This is a genomic window from Kitasatospora sp. CB01950 (assembly GCF_001905465.1).
Classification (GTDB): domain Bacteria; phylum Actinomycetota; class Actinomycetes; order Streptomycetales; family Streptomycetaceae; genus Kitasatospora.
The window spans coordinates 95,745-112,876 of sequence record NZ_LISX01000005.1 but is presented as its reverse complement, the minus strand read 5'-3'; the positions used below and the strand labels follow the sequence as shown (position 1 = coordinate 112,876).

Genomic DNA, 17,132 nt, shown 5'->3' with positions numbered 1-17,132 from the left:
GTCGCTACTGGCTGGTAATGCACGTGGGGCCCGACACCAACGGTGCCGGGCCCCACGAGGTCAACGGGTCACTTGCCCGCGGCGGTCTCCTCCGCGAAACGGACCAGGGTGCGCACCGCGCTGGCGGTGCCGCCCTTCGGGGTGTAGCCGAACGGGCCGCCCTCGTTGAACGCCGGGCCGGCGATGTCGATGTGCGCCCAGTCGATGCCCTCGGCGACGAACTCCTTCAGGAACAGACCGGCCACCAGGCCGCCGCCCATCCGCTCGCCCATGTTCGCCAGGTCGGCGATGGTCGACTCGACCATGCCCTTGCGCAGGTCGGCCGGCAGCGGCATCGGCCAGGAGGCCTCGCCCACCGCGCCCGCGGCCTCGTGCAGCTGGGTGCGCAGCGCGTCGTCGTTGGCCATCACACCGAAGGTGCGGTTGCCCAGCGCCAGCACCATCGCGCCGGTCAGGGTCGCCACGTCGACGATCACGTCGGGCTGCTCCTCGCCGGCCCGGACGATCGCGTCGGCCAGCACCAGGCGGCCCTCGGCGTCGGTGTTCAGCACCTCGACGGTCTTGCCGCCGTACATCCGCAGCACGTCGCCGGGGCGGGTCGCGGTGCCGGACGGCATGTTCTCCGCCAGCGCCAGCCACGCCGTCACGTTGACCTGCAGGCCCAGGCGCTTGGCGGCGACCACGGCGGCGAACACCGCGGCGGCGCCGGCCATGTCGCACTTCATGGTCTCGTTGTGGCCGGCCGGCTTCAGCGAGATGCCGCCCGAGTCGTAGGTGATGCCCTTGCCGACGAACGCCAGCGAGGCCTTCGCCTTCGGGTGGGTGTAGGCCACCTTCACCAGCCGCGGCGGGTTGGTCGAGCCGTTGCCGACGCCGAGGAGGCCGCCGAAGCCGCCCTTGGTCAGCGCCTTCTCGTCCAGCACCTCGACCTTCAGGCCGTGCTCCTTGCCGGCCGCCTGGGCGATCGTGGCGAAGGACTTCGGGTTCAGGTCGTTCGGGGCAGTGTTGACCAGGTCACGGGCCCGGTTCATCTCCTCGCCCAGCACCGTGGCGCGCTCCACGGCGGCCTTGGCGTCCTTCGAGCCCTTGCGGTCGGTCAGCACGACCAGCTCGGCGACGGGGGCCTTCGACTCGGCCTTGTAGGTGCCGAACGCGTACGAGCCGAGCAGCGCGCCCAGCGCGACCGCCTCGACGTCGTCGGTCGGCAGCGCCAGCGCGACCTTCTTCGTACCGGCCAGGGTGCGGGCGGCCACACCGGCGGCCTTGCGCAGCTCCTCGGCGCCGAACGCGCCGTCAGCGGCCTCGCCCAGGCCGACGGCCAGCACCAGCGGGGCCTTCAGGCCGGCCGGCGCGGGAAGCTTGACCGCCTCACCCTCGGCGCCGGTGGCACCCAGGGTGGTGAGGACCTCGGCCAGCTTGCCCTCGAACGCCTCGACGACCGCCTCGGCGCCGGCCGCCACGATCAGGCCCTTGGGGCCCTTGGCGACACCGATCACCAGGACATCCGCCCGCAGGCTCGCGGCGGAGGAGGTGCTCACAGACAGTGCAGTCACGACAAATGCGTCCTGTTCTTTCGCGGTCCACAGCCGGTGACGGCCTCGATGGCCGACCGGCAAACCCAGGCAGACTCCGCGGCAAAACGGGCACGGGGGCCAGGGTGCTCACCGCATGGTAGTCCGCATATTGGGATTGCGCCGCCCCGCCTGTCGCCCTGTACGAACCGCCGCCGACGGTGACGGTGCGTGAACTCCGGCCGGGGCCGGACGTCATATCAGCGCGAGTGCCACCAGCGTCGCGGTCGCCGAGGACTCCACCAACGCCCCCAGCACATCGCCCGTCACCCCGCCGAAACGCCGCACGCACCGCCGCAACACGCCTGCGGCAACGGCCACTCCGAGCAGTACGGCCACCCCGCACTCCCACCGCAACGCCGCCGCCGCGCCGGCCGCCGCCAGCGTCACCGCCGCGGCCGTCACCGGACGCACCGTGCTCGCCACCATCGCCCCCAGCCCCCCGGGCCGGGCGGCCGGCACCGGGCGCAGACAACCCCATGCCAGCGCGGTCCGGCCCGCGACCGCCGCGACGGCGGCGGCGAGCGCGCCGCGCCAGAGGCCTTGCTCGAACTGGCCTGCGAGCACGGCGATCTGAGTGAGCATCAGAAGAATGAGAGTCAGCACGCCGAACGGCCCGATGTCCGACTGCTTCATGATCCGCAGGGCGTCCTCGGCGGGCTTTCCGCTGCCCAGCCCGTCCGCGACATCGGCCACGCCGTCCAGGTGCAGCCCCCGCGTCGCCACCGCCCCGACGGCCACCACCGCGACGGCGCCCAACCACGCCCCGCCCCGCCACGCGAGGAGCGCCCCCGCGCCTCCCGCGAGCGCCCCCACCACCAGCCCGACCACCGGCGCGACCACCATCGCCACCCCGCCGGCCGCGCGGTCCCACCGGTGCACCCGTACCCGAAACACCGTCAGCGTTCCGAACGCGAACCGGAGTCCCGGGCCGAGCGCGGACGGGCGCGGAACGTCGGTGCTCACCAGCCGGGGCCTTTCACGTGCAGATTCTCATCGCGAAGGGTTCCACGGCTTCGCGCGCCGTGCGCTCAGTAGCGGCCCAGCAGCTCCGCGGCCGTCGGCAGCTTCGCCGGGGCCCGCGGCGGCAGCGGCTTCGCGCTGGGGACCGCGGCAGGCTCCGCGAGGGTGTCCGTCGCGGCCTGCAGGAGGGGGAGGGCGAGGAGGGCGGAGATGCCCTCGCCCATGGTGACGCCGACGTCCTGCAGGGGCGTCAGGGTGAGGCGGTCGTAGGCCTTGGCCTGGGCGGGTTCGCCGGTCAGGGAGGCGGCGCGCCACCACTCGGGGGCGCGGAAGGCGATCCGCTGGGCGACCAGCGCGCAGGCCGCGGAGACCACGCCGTCGAGGACGACGGGGAGTTTGCGGACGGCGGCCTGGAGCAGGAACCCGGTGATCGCCGCGAAGTCGGCGCCGCCGGTCGCGGCGAGCAGCGCGAGCTGGTCGCCGAGCACCGGGCGGGCCCGGCGCAGCGCGTCGCGGATGGTGGCGCACTTGACCATCCACACCCGGTCGTCGATCCCGGAGCCGCGGCCGGTGACGGCGGCGGCGTCGGTGCCGCAGAGCGCGCCGATCAGGACGGCGGCGACGGTGGTGGAGCCGACGCCGAGGTCGCCGAGCAGGACCAGGTCGGTCCCGGCGTCGGCCTCCTCGTCGGCGACGGCCATGCCGGCCCGGAAGGCCCGGGCGGCTTCGTCGAGGGTGAGCGCGTTCTCGACGTCGATGCGGCCGGAGCCGCGCCGGACGCGGTGGCGGACGACCTCTTCGGGGAACTCGGCGGGGTCGGCGTCGACCGCGACGTCGACCACTCGGACGTCCGCGCCGTAGCGGCGGGCCAGGACGGAGACCGGCGCGGTGCCGTCGAGCACGGCGCGGACCCGGTCGGCGGTGCCGCCGCGGGCGTCGAGGGTGGAGATGCCGAGCGAGGCGACGCCGTGGTCGGCGGCGAACAGCAGGACCTTGCCGGCGGTCAGCGGGCGGGTCGGCGCCTCGCCCTGCGCGGACGCCAGCCAGGCCGCCAGCTCCTGGAGCCGGCCCAGGCCGCCGCGCGGCATGGCCAACTGCTGCCAGCGCTCCTCGGCGCCGCGCCGCGCACTCTCGTCAGGCCGTTCGACGAGCGAGGAGAAAGTGTCGAGATCCACGGTGGTGTCCATCGCTCGGCAATCTACACGGCCACCGCTTTGATGGTCAGCACCTGTCCGGCCACCACCAGCAGCACCTGCTCGGAGGCGTCGGCGACAGCCATGTTGAGCCGTCCGAGGGTGTCCCGGAAGCGCCGCCCGGAGGCGGTGGCGGGGACGACGCCCATGCCGACCTCGTTGGAGACCGCGACGACCGTTCGCCGGGTGGCGGCCCAGGCGGCGGCCAGTGCCGCGCAGCGCGCCTCGACGGCCTCCCGTCCGCCGTCGTGCCAGCGTTCGTCGTCCCAGGCGTCGTGCTCGTCCATCACCGAGGTCAGCCACAGTGCGAGGCAGTCGATCAGCACCGGCGCCGGGTCGGTGCGGTCGGCGAGCACGGCCTCCAGCGCGCAGGTCTCGGCGGTGCGCCAGCCGGCCGGGCGGCGGGAGCGGTGGAGTTCGACGCGGTGCGCCCAGTCGGTGTCGCCGTCACGGGTGCCGGAGGTGGCGACGTACAGCACGTCGGGGCGGTCGGCGAGGAGCCGTTCGGCGTGCGTGGACTTGCCGGAGCGGGCGCCGCCGAGCAGCAGGGTGCGGGGGAGAGCCATGCGACCATCCTGCCGGACGGCGCATGCCCGGATTCCAGCTGGGCACGCTACTGTCGCAACCCTTCAGCAGCATTGACCCGGAGGAGCCCGGCATGGTGTGGACCTGGCGGTACGAGAAGAACGACGGCACCCCGGTGGCCCAGGACGGCGGCGCCGAGGAGTTCTCCAGCCAGGGCGACGCCGAGACGTGGATCGGCGAGGAGTGGAAGACGCTGCTGGACGACGGTGTCGACCGGGTGGTGCTGGTCGAGGACGGCCGCGACATCTACCCGATGAGCCTGCACGAGGCCTGAGAGTCCGTCAGGGTCCGGCCGCGTCCGGCGTCACTTCTCCGCGATCACGTGCAGGAGGGCGGCGACGTGCCGGTACGGGTCCTGCTTGCCGGCCCGTTCCTCGGCGTCCAGCAGCCGGCCGAGCTGGCGGCCGTCGACCGGGGCGGCCTCGTCCTCCATGGTGTCGGTGAAGACCCGCACCCCGTACCAGTGGCGGACGGGGACGGCGAACCCGGTGAGGGTGCTGGAGAGTTCGGCGAGCCGGTCGGCGCGGGCGGGCAGGCCGAGGCGGTTGGTGTAGCGGGTGGTGTCGAAGGCCTCCTGGCAGGCCCGCCAGTCGCCGGTCAGCCCGGCCCGCATGGCCAGCGCGTCGCCGTTGCGGACCAGCAGCGAGAGCAGCCCCTCGGGGGCGAGGATGCGGGCGACCGAGGCGAGCATCGGGTCCGGGTCGGGCAGGTACATCAGGGTGCCGTGGCAGAGCACCAGGTCGAAGCTGCGCGGCCCGAACCAGCGGCCGACCTGGTGGCCGTCGCCGGTGAGCAGCTGGACCCGGTCGCGGACCTCGGGGGGCTCGGCGGCCAGCGCCTGCTGGGCGACGCCGAGGATGTCCGGGTCCGGGTCGATGCCGGTGACGAAGTGCCCGGCGCGGGCGAGCCGCAGCGCCTGGGTGCCCTCGGCGCAGCCGACGTCGAGCACCCGCAGCGCGGTGCCGCGGGTGAGCTGTTCGGCGAGCTGCCGGGTGACGAGTTCCTGGCGGACCAGGTTGTGGAGTCCGCCGTGCCGTTCCAGCCATTCGCCGGCCCCGCTGTGGTACGGCCCGCCGCGGGCGGGCAGCCGCCCGTGCCGACCGCGCGGCGCCCCGTACTGGGCGGGGATGCCCGGCGTGCCGAAGGCCCCGACCGGCTGCTGCGCCGGCGGGGCCCAGTACGGCGGAACGGCTTCCGCGGTCAGGGCCGCTCGCCCCGCTTGACCATCGGCTTGGGCAGTCGCAGGCGGCGCATCTGCAGGGTGCGCATCAGGCCGTACATCAGGGCGCCGCGGGTGTCCCCGTTCGGGAAGCGCTCGGCGAGGCCCTTGCGCAGCGTGAAGCCGATCCGGACGAAGTCCAGGATGACCACCACGAAGAAGACCATGAACAGCAGCGTGGAGAGCAGCTGCAGGTAGCCGATCTTGGTGATGGAGAGCACCAGCACCACGACGGCGTACGGCAGGAAGAACTCGGCCGCGGCCCAGCGGGAGTCGATGAAGTCGCGGACGTAGCGCTTGACCGGCCCCTTGTCGCGGGCCGGCAGGTGGCGCTCGTCGCCCTCCAGCAGCGCGGTGCGCTGCTTCTCGCGCTCGGCGCGCATCCGTTCGCGGGCCTGGCGGGCGGCCTCCTTCCGGTCCTTGGGGACGGAGACCCGGCTCTTCCGGTTGGACTCGGCCTCACTGCGCTTGGGCGTGGGCCGGCCCTTCGGGGCCTGCGGGTCGCGGGGCAGCCGCTCGTCGTCCTTCGTCAGCGTGACGGAGGAGGAGGCGGCGGAGTCATCAGAGCGGCGTCGAAACACACTCCCAGCGTACGGGTTGACCGGCCGCTTTCCGTCCGGCCCCCGGATGCGAACCGATATCGATCGTGAGGACGATGCCGAACGGCCGCTCGCTGTAGCAGCATTGTTGCTGGCTGGTGGACTGCGCCGGGGACCCCGTCGCGCATACACTCGACCTGTCACGAGACGCAAACCCAGGCCCGAAGAAGGGGGCTATCGAGGCCCATGAGCGACGGAATCATGAAGCGTATGGGGCTGATCTTCCGCTCCAAGGCGAACAAGGCCTTGGACCGGGCGGAGGACCCGCGCGAAACGCTCGACTACTCCTACCAGAAGCAGCTGGAACTGCTGCAGAAGGTGCGCAGGGGCGTCGCCGACGTGGCCACCTCCCGCAAGCGCCTGGAGCTCCAGCTGACGCAGCTGCAGCAGCAGTCCTCCAAGTACGAGGACCAGGGCCGCAAGGCGCTGTCCCTCGGCCGCGAGGACCTGGCGCGCGAGGCACTCAGCCGCAAGGCCAACCTGCAGTCCCAGATCACCGACCTGGAGACGCAGTACCAGGCCCTGCAGGCCGAGGAGGAGAAGCTCACGCTCGCCTCCCAGCGCCTCCAGGCCAAGGTGGACGCCTTCCGCACCAAGAAGGAGACCATCAAGGCCACCTACACCGCCGCCCAGGCGCAGACCCGGATCGCGGAGTCCTTCTCCGGCATCTCGGAGGAGATGGGCGACGTGGGCCTGGCGATCCAGCGGGCCGAGGACAAGACCGCGCAGATGCAGGCCCGCGCGGGCGCGATCGACGAGCTGCTGGCCTCCGGTGCGCTCGACGACGCCAGCGGCCTGGGCCGCAAGGACGACATCGAGGCCGAGCTGGAGCGGGTGGCCGGCGGCAGCGACGTCGAGCTGGAGCTGGCCCGGATGAAGGCCGAGCTGACCGGTGGCACTCCGGCCTCCCAGCCGCAGGCGATCGAGCAGGGGAAGAACGACACCCCGCCGCCCACCATCAACTACCGCAAGTAAGCCTGCGAGCAGGGGAGACGTACCAGCATGATCATGCGGGTCTTGGGTGAGGGGCAGTTCGAGGTCGCCGAGGGCGACCTGAACCGGCTGAACCAGCTGGACGACGATCTGCTCCAGGCCGTCGAGGCGGGCGACGAGGCGGGCTTCAAGGCCGCGCTCGGCAATCTGCTGGCGGCCGTTCGGGAGGTCGGCACGCCGGTGCCGGCGGATTCGTTGGAGCCGTCGGACCTGATCCTGCCGGACGCCGAGGCGTCCCTGGAGCAGGTCCGCGAGCTGCTGCGGGCCGAGGGCGACGGCCTGATCCCGGGCATCCCGGACTAGTTCGGGCGCCGTTCGTGACGAGAGGGCGGGCACCCCTGGTGGGGTGCCCGCCCTCTCGCGTGCCTGCGGTCGTGAGGCGAATCGTTACGGCAGGGCCAGCATGCGGTCCAGCGCGGCCTTGGCGTACTTCTCGGTCTCGGCGTCCACCGTGATCACGTTCGGGACGCGGCCCTCGGCCAGCGACTCCAGCGCCCAGACCAGGTGCGGCAGGTCGATGCGGTTCATGGTGGAGCAGAAGCACACCGTGCGGTCGAGGAAGACGACCTCCTTGTCCGGGTGCGCCTTGGCCAGGCGGCGGACCAGGTTGAGCTCGGTGCCGATGGCCCACTTGGAACCGGGCTCGGCGGCGTCCAGCGCCTTGATGATGTACTCGGTCGAGCCGACCTGGTCGGCGGCGGTGACCACCTCGTGCCGGCACTCGGGGTGCACCAGGACGTTGACGCCGGGGATCCGCTCGCGGACCTCGTTGACGGAGTCCAGGCTGAACCGGCCGTGCACCGAGCAGTGGCCGCGCCACAGGATCATCTTCGCGTCCCGCAGCTGCTCGGCGGTCAGGCCGCCGTTCGGCTTGTGCGGGTTGTAGAGGACGCAGTCCTCCAGCGAGAAGCCCATCTCCAGTACCGCGGTGTTGCGGCCCAGGTGCTGGTCCGGCAGGAACAGCACCTTCTGTCCCTGCTCGAAGGCCCACTCCAGGGCGCGCCGGGCGTTGGAGGAGGTGCAGATGGTGCCGCCGTGCTTGCCGGTGAAGGCCTTGATGTCGGCGGAGGAGTTCATGTACGAGACCGGCACGGTGACGTCCGCGATCCCGGCGTCGGTGAGCACGTCCCAGCACTCGGCGACCTGCTCGGCGGTGGCCATGTCGGCCATCGAGCAGCCCGCGGCGAGGTCCGGCAGCACGACCTGCTGGCGCTCGGAGGTGAGGATGTCGGCGGACTCGGCCATGAAGTGCACACCGCAGAAGACGATGTACTCGGCCTCCGGGCGGGCCGCGGCGTCCCGGGCCAGCTTGAAGGAGTCGCCGGTGACATCGGCGAACTCGATGACCTCGTCGCGCTGGTAGTGGTGGCCCAGGATGAAGACGCGGTCGCCGAGCTTCTCCTTGGCGGCGCGGGCGCGTGCCACCAGGTCCGGGTCGGAGGCGGCGGGCAGATCGCCGGGGCACTCCACGCCGCGCTCGCTGTTCGGGTCGGCCTCCCGGCCGAGCAGCAGCAGGGCGAGCGGCGAGGCGGTCGGGTCGACGCCGTAGGTCTCGGTGGTTGTGGTCACGGGCGGCTGCCCTCCTGATGCGGCGGCCGGATCGTTCCCGACACAGCCTTCTCGTCTATCTGACGCTATCTATGATAACCGGTTCTCGTCAGCCTGACGATGGCCGTCCTGTCGATGTGACGAGAACCGCTCACCGGGATGGATGCTTCCCGCGCGAGAACCCGCCGTGCCACCGGTTGGCTGGACCCCATGAAGGCAATCGCGATCAACCGCTACGGCGGCCCCGACGTGGTCGAGTACATCGAACTCCCGGACCCCAAGGTCGGCCCCGACACCGTCCTCGTCCGCACCCGCGCGGTCGGCGTCAACCCCGTCGACTGGAAGATCCGCGACGGAGACCTCGACGGCATCCTCGACGCGCACTTCCCACTGATCATGGGCTTCGACCTGGCCGGGGTGGTGCAGGCCGTCGGCGGCGCCGTCACCGAGTACCGGCCCGGCGACGAGGTGATCGGCTACGTCCGCAAGGACGTCATGGGGTACGGCACCTACGCTGAACTCGTCGCCGCACCCGTCCGCACCCTGGCCCGCAAACCCGCCGCCCTCGACTGGACCCAGGCCGGCGGCCTGCCCACCGCCGGGCTCACCGCACGGCAGGCGCTGGTCCACGCGCTGCGCCTGCGCAGCGGCGAGACCGTGCTGATCCACGCCGCGGCCGGCGGCGTCGGCGCGCTCGCCGTCCAGGTCGCCGGCGCGCTCGGCGCCCGGGTGATCGGCACCGCCGGGCCGCACAACCACACCTTCCTGCGCGGCCTCGGCGCCGAACCCGTCGAATACGGCCAGGGCCTCGCCGAACGCGTCCGCGCCCTCGCCCCCGGCGGGGTGGACGCGGTGCTCGACCTGGTCGGCGGCGACACCCTCGACGTCTCCATCGCCCTGGTCAAGGACCCCGCCCGGATCGCCTCCGCCGTCGACTACCGGGTCAGCGCACTCGGCGGCCACTACATCTGGACCCGCCCCGACCCCGAGGACCTCGCCGCCGTCGCCCGGCTCGCCGACGACGGACTGCTCACCGTCCCCGTCGCCTCCACCTTCCCGCTCGGCCAGGCCGCCTCCGCCCAGGCCCTCAACGCCGAAGGCCGCACCCGCGGCAAGATCGTCCTGCTGGTGGACTGAACGGAGACCCGACGTCCGCGAGAATGGGCCCCGCAGAGTCGTTTCTCCCACGACTCCGAACCCTCACCCGCACCACCCGTGGAGCCCCGCCATGAGCACCCACCGGCCTCCCGACCTCGGCCGGGCGGTGGCCGGACAGGCCCTGGACGACACCGACCGCCTCCTGCTGGAGCACCTCAGCCGCGACGGCCGCGCCTCCTACGCCGAGATCGGGCTGCTCACCAACCTGTCCGCCACCGCCGTCCGCCGCCGGATCGACCGGCTGCGGGCCCGCGGCATCGTCCGCGGCTTCACCGTGGTGCTCGACCCCGCGCTGCTCGGCTGGGGCACCGAGGCGTTCGTCGAGGTCTACTGCCGCCCCCGTACCTCGCCCGAGGAGCTGCTCGCCTCGCTGCGCCAGTTCCCCGAGGTCGCCGCCGCCTGGACGGTCACCGGCGACCCCGACGCCCTGGTCCACCTGCGGGCCGCCGACACCAGGCACCTGGAAGCCGTCATCGAACGGATCCGCAAGGAACCCGGCGTCCAGCGCAGCCGCTCCTCGGTGGTGCTCTCCCAACTCATCTGACGCAGGAATCCTGCGCCGCACCCCCCGAACACGCACGAAACCGGCCCCCACCGGCCCCGTTCCGACGCGCGCCCGTCCGACCCCGCTGCCTACGCTGATCATGACCCCCCCCACGCACCGCAGCGAAGAGGACACCCGTGTACGCAGCGCCCGACCGCATGCACAAGCCGGACGACGAACTGGTCGAGCTGGTCTTCGACTACATGCGCGAACGGCTCCAGTACGACCCCGTCCCGCTCGACCACCCCGGCGACGGCGCCCACCTGCGGGAAGCGCTCGCCGGGCTGCTCAACGACCACGGCAACAGCCCCGCCGACGTGCTCAAGCTGTACGACCACGAGCTGTCGCGCGCCGTCATCTCCGCGGACAGCCCCCGCTACCTGTCCTTCATCCCGTGCGCCCCCACCAAGGCCGCGCTGCTGTTCGACATGGTGGTCTCCTGCGCCTCCCTGCAGGGCATCTCCTGGCTGGAGGCGGCCGGCGCGATCGCCGCCGAGAACCAGGTGCTGCGCCTGATCGCCGACCGGGCCGGCCTGCCCGCCACGGCCGGCGGCGTCTTCGTCTCCGGCGGCTCGGCCGGCAACCTGTCCGCGCTGGTGGTCGCCCGCGACACCGCCCGCCGCCGACTCGGCGTCGGTCCGGAGACCCGGCTGCGGGTCGCCGTCGCCGACCAGGTGCACTCCTCGGTCAAGAACACCTTCAACATCATCGGCGTCGAGGCCTTCCTCGTCCCCGCCGTCGACCGCCGCCTCACCGGCGCCGCCCTGCGCGCCGCCCTCGCTGCCGACCCGCACCCCGAGACCGTCATCGCCGTCGTCGGCACCGCCGGCACCACCAACGAGGGCATCATCGACGACCTCGCCGGCATCGCCGAGGTCGCCCGCGAACGCGACCTCTGGTTCCACGTGGACGGCGCCTACGGCGGCGCCGGACTCTTCGCCCCCTCGGTGCGCGAGCGCTACAACGGCATCGAGCACGCCGACTCCTTCGTCGTCGACCCGCACAAGTGGCTGTTCGCCCCGTTCGACTGCGCCGCGCTGCTCTACCGCGACCCCCGGCTGGCCCGCGCCGTGCACACCCAGGACGCCGGCTACCTCGACGTCCTGCACACCGAGGGCGACGAGTGGAACCCCACCGACTACGCCTACCACCTCACCCGGCGTGCCCGCGGCCTGCCGCTCTGGTTCTCGCTCGCCGTGCACGGCGTCCAGGCCTACACCGACGCGATCGAGACCGGCCTGCGCCTCGCCCGCGACACCGCGCAGCTGATCCGCGACACCGAGCACCTCGAACTGCTCCACGACCCGCAGCTGTCCGCGGTCTGCTTCCGCCGCACCGGCTGGACCCACGACGACTACTACCGCTGGTCGCGGCAGCTCCTCGCCGACCAGATCGGCTTCGTCACCCCGACCGGCTGGGACGGCGAGACCGTCGCCCGGTTCGCCTTCCTGCACCCCGGCACCACCATGGAGATGGTCCAGGAGATCCTCGACACCATGCGGTGACGGACGCGTCCGGACCCGAACGGCGGCCAGGGCCTGTCCGGCCGATCTTGCCGGGCGCCCGCCGCCGCGCGCTGATCCGGCAAGATCGGCCGGACAGACCTTAGAGGTAGCCGCCGTTCGGCACGTACGGGGTCGGCGGGCGCATCCCGCGGACTGCCAGGTAGCCGCGGGTGGTCAACGACAGGCCCAGCTCCAGGCCCACGTCCACCGCCCACTCCTGCTCCGCCGTCAGGAACGACACGTCCGCGTCCACGCCCTCCGGCACCCGGGCCAGCGCCTCCCGCAGCAGCCGGGTCGCGATCCGCTTCGAGGTCGCCGCCACCAGCTGGACGGTGCCGCCGTCCCGGTAGCAGTAGCCGGTGCCGGCCAGGGTGTCCGCGATCAGCAGCTCCTCGAAGTGCGCCAGCATGAACGGGTGGTCCGGGCCGTGCGCCGCGCCCCGCAGCCGCCGGTCCACCGAATCCAGCAGGTGCAGGTGCGAGGCGTTGCCCGCGTGCACCGGGATGTCCCCCGGGTCCAGCAGCCGCTCCCGGTCCACCCGGCCGGTCAGCCGCATCGTCGGATGCAGCGTGAACCCCGCCGCCCGGTAGCGCCGCGCCGCCGCCGGCGACGGCGAGGCGCACAGCATCCCGCGCAGACAGCCCCGCCCGTACGCCGCGGCCCGCTCCAGCAGCAGCCGGCCCACACCCTGCCCCTGCGCGGACGGCAGCACCACGAACAGCGCCAGCACCCACACGCCCTCGCGGCGCAGCGACAGCGCCGCCCCCACCGGCTCGCCGTCCTGCTCGGCGATCCAGCACCCCTGCGGGTCGGTCACGGCCAGGTGCCGCGACCGGGCGGTCCGGCGGATCCGGGACGGTGCGTCCGGCGGCTCCGACTCGTCGTCCGGCGGCCGGCCGTCCAGGTCGCGGAACGCCGCCCGGGAGACCCGGTTCACCGCCTCGGCGTCCTCCGCGGTGTCTCTCAACTGACGAATGATCACCGTCACATCCTGCTGGGCGTCGGTGTGCGGGCGGTAGCGGTTTGCCCAACTGGACGGTGACCGGTCAACGCCCGGTGTGCGAGCATGGAGCGTGTGGGGGAGTGGGCGACGAAAAATGTCCCCCGAACGCACCACCTACCGGAAATGAATCCGGGAGGCCGCTGGTTGGCACTGGCGGACCACAGTCGTCACAGACCGGGAGTAAGCATGACCGTCCAGGACGAGACCACCGTCGAGAGTGGCATTCTCCTCACCGATGCCGCCGCGGCCAAGGTCAAGGGCCTGCTGGAGCAGGAGGGCCGCGAGGACCTGTCGCTGCGCGTCGCCGTTCAGCCCGGCGGCTGCTCGGGCCTGCGCTACCAGCTGTTCTTCGACGAGCGTTCGCTGGACGGCGACGTCGTCAAGGACTTCAACGGTGTCAAGGTCGTCACCGACCGGATGAGCGCCCCGTACCTGGGCGGCGCCACCGTCGACTTCGTCGACACCATCGAGAAGCAGGGCTTCACCATCGACAACCCGAACGCCACCGGCTCCTGCGCCTGCGGCGACTCGTTCAGCTAAGTCTTCTCAGCGGCGCGAACGAAGAGGGCGGCTCCCCATCAGGGGGGCCGCCCTCGGGGCTTTCCGGGGTGTTTCTCGGATCAGCGCGGGCCGCCGACACCCACCCCGTCGGACTGCGGCGGCACCTGGTCGCCGGTCGCGGTGTCCACCACGGCGCCGCCGTTCATCGGCCGGGGCAGGGTCACCGCGGCCTCCTGCTGCTTCATCACCTGCGGGCAGGCCTGGCCCGGCTCGGCGGTCTTGACGACGACGATCCGCAGCTTCACGGTCGGCGGGGCGTCCTCCTCCAGCCGCACCCCGTACTTGTCGCACACCCCGGCCGTGTAGAACACGGTCAACTGGGTGGGGCTGTCCTGCCGGTAGCCCGTCACGGGGATCTTCACCGCCGTCGGCGGGTGCTCGCCGACGGCGATCCCGGGGCTGGTCGGCTGCCCGGCGGACGGCGAGGGCTGCCCGTCGGGGGTCGCGGGAGCGGACGGCGAGCCGGGGGCCGCGCTGCCCGGGCCGGGGATCGCGTCGCTCCCGGAGGCGTTCGGAGCGGACGCGGTGGGGCTCACCGAACCGGAGCTTCCGCACCCGGCCAACAGCCCGACGGCCAACGACGCGGCGCCGAGCGCCAGGACGGTCCTCCGGCGCGCGGGCGAGGGCTTGACGGAGACGGTTGCGGTCCTGTCGTCCATGATCTGCGTTCCTCCCGAGGGTCGCGCAGTGCCGCCGGGAGCGGCACCGCGCGGGTTTGACGTGCCCGGGAGGAAACCGGTTCCCGCTACTCGCCGAACTCGGGCATCCCCGCCACCACCCGACGGGCCTCCACCGGCACCCGGACACCCAGCACCGTCGGCGCCGACCGCGCCGGACCCGGACCGGAGGCCGGCCAGAACCGGCCCATCCGGCGCGAGGAGTCCAGCAGATCGGCCAGCGACTCGGCCTCGATGTCGTCCGGCCCGGTGAGCAGCCGACGGGGGGAGTGGTCAATCACCATGCGGGAGCTCCGATCGCCGCGCCGCGGCCACGCTGCCGCGGACTGGACGGGGGCCGCGTCCGGCCCCCGTACTCGCGACCCTAGGACGGCCGACGGTCGGGCGACAGGCCTACCCATCGGTAGTGCCCGGATCGGGCGGGTACCTTAGGTGAGTTGTTGTCCGCCGCTCCGGCCACCGCCGGGCAGCCCGAGGAGAACCCCGTGCGCATCGCCGTCGCCGGCTCGATCGCCACCGACCATCTGACGACCTTCCCCGGACGCTTCTCGGACCAGCTGGTCCCCGAGCAGCTGCACACGGTGTCGCTGTCGTTCCTGGTCGACACCCTGGACATCCGGCGCGGCGGCGTCGGCCCGAACATCGCCTTCGGCATGGGCCTGCTCGGCCTGCGCCCGATCCTGGTCGGCGCGGCCGGCGCGGACTTCACCGAGTACCGCAGCTGGCTCGACCGGCACGGCGTCGACACCGACTCCGTGCACATCTCGGAGACCCGGCACACCGCCCGGTTCATGTGCACCACCGACCAGGACCACAACCAGATCGCGTCCTTCTACACCGGCGCGATGGCCGAGGCCCGCAACATCGAGCTGAAGCCGATCGCCGACCGCGTCGGCGGCCTCGACCTGGTGCTGATCGGGGCGGACGACCCGGCCGCCATGGTGCGCCACACCCAGGAGTGCCGCACCCGCGGGTACGCGTTCGCGGCCGACCCCTCCCAGCAGCTCGCCCGCCTGGAGGGCGAGGACATCCGGGAGATCGTGGACGGCGCCGCGTACCTCTTCACCAACGAGTACGAGGCCGCGCTGATCGAGTCCAAGACCGGCTGGTCCTCGGACGAGATCCTCGGCCGGGTCGGCACCCGGGTCACCACCCTCGGCCCGAAGGGCGTGCGGATCCAGCGCGAGGGCGAGCCCGACATCCTGGTCGGCTGCGCCGCGGAGGAGCGCAAGGCCGACCCCACCGGCGTCGGCGACGGCTTCCGGGCCGGCTTCCTGGCGGGCCTGTCCTGGGGCCTCGGCCTGGAGCGCGCGGCGCAGGTCGGCTGCATGCTCGCGACCCTGGTCATCGAGACCGTCGGCACCCAGGAGTACGAGCTGCGCGGCGGCCACTTCCTGGAGCGCTTCGAGGCGGCGTACGGGGCGGACGCGGCGGCGGAGATCCGTACGCGGCTCTGATCTGTGGGGGCGCAGGAGGGGCAGGTGCCTGAAACGACCACCCTCCTGCGTCCCCTTACTGCTTGACCACCACGTACGCGGTGCCGTGGTCCGCGCCGTACTCCGTCGCCGGGGCCTCGCCCGCGTAGGTGTGGCCGCACATGTCGCACCAGGCGGGGATGTCGTGGCGGGCGGCCTCGTCGTCGGAGAGGACGGCGATGCGGCCGCCCGGGGCGACCTCGGGGATGCGCTTGGCGAGTTCGATGATCGGCAGCGGGCAGCGCTTGCCGAGGGTGTCGAGGACCAGCGCGTCGGCGCGGGGCCCGGGTTCGGGCGCGGGGAGGTCGAGGCCGAGCGGGGCGCGGATCTCGGCGACCACGCGGGGGAGGACGTCGAGGAAGCGGTCGACGTCCGCCGCGGCGGTGCCGGGCGGGAGCGAGACGCGGACGTTGCCCTCGGTGAGGACGCCCATCGCGGCCAGCACGTGGCTGGGCGTCAGCGTGCTGGAGGTGCAGGAGGAGCCGGAGTTGACGGCGAAGCCGGCCCGGTCGAGTTCGCCGAGGAGCACCTCGCCGTCGACGTACAGGCAGGAGAAGGTGACCAGGTGGGGGAGTCGGAGCTCGGGGTGGCCGACCACCTCCACCGAGGGGATCAGCTGCGGGACGCGGTGGCGGATCAGTTCGACCAGGGCGCGGAGCCGGGCGTTCTCGGCGTCGGCCTCGGCCCGGACGGCGCGCAGCGAGGCCGCGGCGGCGACGATCGCGGGGACGTTGACGTAGCCGGGGACGCGCCCGTTCTCGCGGTCGTCGGCGGGCAGCGGCGAGACGTACCGGACGCCCTTGCGGACGGCGAGCACGCCGACGCCGGCCGGGCCGCCCCACTTGTGGGCGCTGGCCGTCAGCAGCGACCAGCCGTCGGGCGCCGGCAGCCGGCCGGCGCTCTGCGCGGCGTCCACCAGGAGGGGGACGTCGCCGGTGAGGGCGGCGGTCTCGGCGACCGGCTGCAGGGTGCCGACCTCGTGGTTGGCGGACTGCAGGACGGCCAGCGCGGTGTCCGGGCGCAGCGCGGCGGCGAACTCGGCGGCGTCCACCCGGCCGTGACGGTCGACCGGGACGGCGGTGGCGGCGCCGCCGTCGGCCTCCCAGCGTTCGGCGGTGTGCAGGACGGCGGAGTGCTCGACGGCGGAGTGCAGCAGGTGGGCGCCGCGCCGGCGGTTGCCGCGCAGGGCGCCGAGGATGCCCAACTGGACGGCCTGGGTGCCGGATGCGGTGAAGACGATCTCGTCGGCCCGGGCGCCGAGGACCTCGGCGACGGTCTCCCGGGCGGCGTCGAGCAGCATCCGGGCCTGCCGGCCGGAGCGGTGCAGCCGGGCCGGATCGGCCCAGCCCTCGTCGAGGGCGGCGAGCAGCGCCTGCCGGGCGACGGGGTGCGGCGGTGCGGTGGAGGCGGCGTCGAAGTAGGGCACGGGGCCACCGTAGACGACGCCCCTTACGGGGGGATTCCTCCCCGTCCCGGGGCAGCCGACGGTCCGTCACCCGCGTGTCGTAGTGCGGTCGCCCGTTCGGTCGTGGGAGGCT

At 73.1% G+C, this 17,132-nt stretch carries 18 protein-coding genes and 1 pseudogene; 8 read left to right on the top strand and 11 right to left on the bottom strand.

Annotation, left to right across the window (positions count from 1 at the left end):
• Positions 1 to 68: 68 nt before the first annotated feature.
• From AMK19_RS15065 to cobU, 4 genes and pseudogenes are all read right to left on the bottom strand, one after another.
• Positions 69 to 1,553 carry a leucyl aminopeptidase gene (locus AMK19_RS15065; RefSeq protein ID WP_073811913.1) on the bottom strand — a complete coding sequence of 495 codons (1,485 nt, stop codon included), beginning with the start codon at positions 1,551 to 1,553 and terminating at the stop codon, positions 69 to 71.
• Positions 1,554 to 1,766: 213 nt separating this feature from the next.
• A complete protein-coding gene (locus AMK19_RS15060) occupies positions 1,767 to 2,537 on the bottom strand; it encodes an adenosylcobinamide-GDP ribazoletransferase (protein ID WP_073811912.1) in 771 nt (256 codons plus the stop codon).
• A gap of 65 nt (positions 2,538 to 2,602) precedes the next feature.
• Positions 2,603 to 3,721 carry a nicotinate-nucleotide--dimethylbenzimidazole phosphoribosyltransferase gene (locus AMK19_RS15055; protein WP_073811910.1) on the bottom strand — a complete coding sequence of 373 codons (1,119 nt, stop codon included), beginning with the start codon at positions 3,719 to 3,721 and terminating at the stop codon, positions 2,603 to 2,605.
• Between the two features lie 11 nt (positions 3,722 to 3,732).
• Positions 3,733 to 4,281 (bottom strand): annotated as a pseudogene (cobU, locus tag AMK19_RS15050) (bifunctional adenosylcobinamide kinase/adenosylcobinamide-phosphate guanylyltransferase); the annotation flags it as partial.
• Positions 4,282 to 4,385: 104 nt separating this feature from the next.
• Between cobU and AMK19_RS15045 the strand changes: the two are divergent.
• A complete protein-coding gene (locus AMK19_RS15045; RefSeq protein ID WP_073811907.1) occupies positions 4,386 to 4,586 on the top strand; it encodes a hypothetical protein in 201 nt (66 codons plus the stop codon).
• 30 nt (positions 4,587 to 4,616) lie between these two features.
• Here the strand turns inward: AMK19_RS15045 and AMK19_RS15040 are convergent, their stop codons facing one another.
• Together AMK19_RS15040 and AMK19_RS15035 are read right to left on the bottom strand one after the other, a co-directional pair.
• On the bottom strand, positions 4,617 to 5,327 hold the full coding sequence (locus AMK19_RS15040) for a class I SAM-dependent methyltransferase (protein ID WP_073811906.1): 711 nt from the start codon (positions 5,325 to 5,327) through the stop codon (positions 4,617 to 4,619).
• 185 nt (positions 5,328 to 5,512) lie between these two features.
• On the bottom strand, positions 5,513 to 6,112 hold the full coding sequence (locus AMK19_RS15035; protein ID WP_198953328.1) for a DUF3043 domain-containing protein: 600 nt from the start codon (positions 6,110 to 6,112) through the stop codon (positions 5,513 to 5,515).
• 219 nt (positions 6,113 to 6,331) lie between these two features.
• Here AMK19_RS15035 and AMK19_RS15030 point away from each other — a divergent pair, with 219 nt between their 5' ends.
• Together AMK19_RS15030 and pspAA are read left to right on the top strand one after the other, a co-directional pair.
• On the top strand, positions 6,332 to 7,105 hold the full coding sequence (locus tag AMK19_RS15030; RefSeq protein WP_274536975.1) for a PspA/IM30 family protein: 774 nt from the start codon (positions 6,332 to 6,334) through the stop codon (positions 7,103 to 7,105).
• 27 nt (positions 7,106 to 7,132) lie between these two features.
• Positions 7,133 to 7,426: a PspA-associated protein PspAA gene (pspAA, locus tag AMK19_RS15025; protein WP_073811903.1), complete on the top strand. Its 294-nt coding sequence runs from the start codon at positions 7,133 to 7,135 to the stop codon at positions 7,424 to 7,426.
• Positions 7,427 to 7,510: 84 nt separating this feature from the next.
• On the opposite strand, the gene nadA is transcribed toward pspAA, so the two are convergent.
• Positions 7,511 to 8,692 carry a quinolinate synthase NadA gene (gene nadA / locus AMK19_RS15020; protein WP_073811901.1) on the bottom strand — a complete coding sequence of 394 codons (1,182 nt, stop codon included), beginning with the start codon at positions 8,690 to 8,692 and terminating at the stop codon, positions 7,511 to 7,513.
• A 189-nt stretch (positions 8,693 to 8,881) separates the two neighbouring features.
• Here nadA and AMK19_RS15015 point away from each other — a divergent pair, with 189 nt between their 5' ends.
• From AMK19_RS15015 to AMK19_RS15005, 3 genes are all read left to right on the top strand, one after another.
• Positions 8,882 to 9,808 (top strand): NADP-dependent oxidoreductase, encoded by a 927-nt coding sequence (locus tag AMK19_RS15015; protein ID WP_073811900.1) that lies wholly within the window; start codon positions 8,882 to 8,884, stop codon positions 9,806 to 9,808.
• Positions 9,809 to 9,899: 91 nt separating this feature from the next.
• Positions 9,900 to 10,373, top strand: coding sequence for an Lrp/AsnC family transcriptional regulator (locus AMK19_RS15010; protein ID WP_073811898.1), 474 nt, complete (start codon positions 9,900 to 9,902; stop codon positions 10,371 to 10,373).
• Between the two features lie 137 nt (positions 10,374 to 10,510).
• Positions 10,511 to 11,878: a pyridoxal phosphate-dependent decarboxylase family protein gene (locus AMK19_RS15005; protein WP_241844419.1), complete on the top strand. Its 1,368-nt coding sequence runs from the start codon at positions 10,511 to 10,513 to the stop codon at positions 11,876 to 11,878.
• A 100-nt stretch (positions 11,879 to 11,978) separates the two neighbouring features.
• On the opposite strand, the gene AMK19_RS15000 is transcribed toward AMK19_RS15005, so the two are convergent.
• The gene (locus AMK19_RS15000; RefSeq protein ID WP_073811896.1) at positions 11,979 to 12,860 is read right to left on the bottom strand and encodes a GNAT family N-acetyltransferase; all 882 of its coding nucleotides are present in this window, start codon (positions 12,858 to 12,860) and stop codon (positions 11,979 to 11,981) included.
• A gap of 207 nt (positions 12,861 to 13,067) precedes the next feature.
• On the opposite strand from AMK19_RS15000, the gene erpA reads away from it, so the two are divergent.
• Positions 13,068 to 13,421, top strand: coding sequence for an iron-sulfur cluster insertion protein ErpA (gene erpA / locus AMK19_RS14995; protein ID WP_043913549.1), 354 nt, complete (start codon positions 13,068 to 13,070; stop codon positions 13,419 to 13,421).
• 80 nt (positions 13,422 to 13,501) lie between these two features.
• On the opposite strand, the gene AMK19_RS14990 is transcribed toward erpA, so the two are convergent.
• Both AMK19_RS14990 and AMK19_RS14985 read right to left on the bottom strand, forming a co-directional pair.
• The gene (locus AMK19_RS14990) at positions 13,502 to 14,101 is read right to left on the bottom strand and encodes a hypothetical protein (RefSeq protein ID WP_073811895.1); all 600 of its coding nucleotides are present in this window, start codon (positions 14,099 to 14,101) and stop codon (positions 13,502 to 13,504) included.
• A gap of 86 nt (positions 14,102 to 14,187) precedes the next feature.
• Complete coding sequence (locus AMK19_RS14985) at positions 14,188 to 14,403, bottom strand: hypothetical protein (RefSeq protein WP_073811893.1); 216 nt, start codon at positions 14,401 to 14,403, stop codon at positions 14,188 to 14,190.
• Positions 14,404 to 14,604: 201 nt separating this feature from the next.
• On the opposite strand from AMK19_RS14985, the gene AMK19_RS14980 reads away from it, so the two are divergent.
• The gene (locus AMK19_RS14980; RefSeq protein ID WP_073812444.1) at positions 14,605 to 15,576 is read left to right on the top strand and encodes a carbohydrate kinase family protein; all 972 of its coding nucleotides are present in this window, start codon (positions 14,605 to 14,607) and stop codon (positions 15,574 to 15,576) included.
• Between the two features lie 55 nt (positions 15,577 to 15,631).
• On the opposite strand, the gene AMK19_RS14975 is transcribed toward AMK19_RS14980, so the two are convergent.
• The gene (locus AMK19_RS14975) at positions 15,632 to 17,020 is read right to left on the bottom strand and encodes a cysteine desulfurase/sulfurtransferase TusA family protein (RefSeq protein WP_073811892.1); all 1,389 of its coding nucleotides are present in this window, start codon (positions 17,018 to 17,020) and stop codon (positions 15,632 to 15,634) included.
• Between the last annotated feature and the right edge of the window lie 112 nt (positions 17,021 to 17,132).

What these genes read in the sequence shown, in the direction of transcription:
- AMK19_RS15030 (WP_274536975.1), top strand. Translation starts at nt 6,332, where the DNA reads ATGAAGCGTATGGGGCTGATCTTCCGCTCCAAGGCGAACAAGGCCTTG.
- AMK19_RS15015 (WP_073811900.1), top strand. Translation starts at nt 8,882, where the DNA reads ATGAAGGCAATCGCGATCAACCGCTACGGCGGCCCCGACGTGGTCGAG.
- AMK19_RS14990 (WP_073811895.1), bottom strand. Translation starts at nt 14,101, where the DNA reads ATGGACGACAGGACCGCAACCGTCTCCGTCAAGCCCTCGCCCGCGCGC.
- pspAA (WP_073811903.1), top strand. Translation starts at nt 7,133, where the DNA reads ATGATCATGCGGGTCTTGGGTGAGGGGCAGTTCGAGGTCGCCGAGGGC.
- AMK19_RS15010 (WP_073811898.1), top strand. Translation starts at nt 9,900, where the DNA reads ATGAGCACCCACCGGCCTCCCGACCTCGGCCGGGCGGTGGCCGGACAG.
- AMK19_RS15045 (WP_073811907.1), top strand. Translation starts at nt 4,386, where the DNA reads ATGGTGTGGACCTGGCGGTACGAGAAGAACGACGGCACCCCGGTGGCC.
- erpA (WP_043913549.1), top strand. Translation starts at nt 13,068, where the DNA reads ATGACCGTCCAGGACGAGACCACCGTCGAGAGTGGCATTCTCCTCACC.
- AMK19_RS15055 (WP_073811910.1), bottom strand. Translation starts at nt 3,721, where the DNA reads ATGGACACCACCGTGGATCTCGACACTTTCTCCTCGCTCGTCGAACGG.
- AMK19_RS14985 (WP_073811893.1), bottom strand. Translation starts at nt 14,403, where the DNA reads ATGGTGATTGACCACTCCCCCCGTCGGCTGCTCACCGGGCCGGACGAC.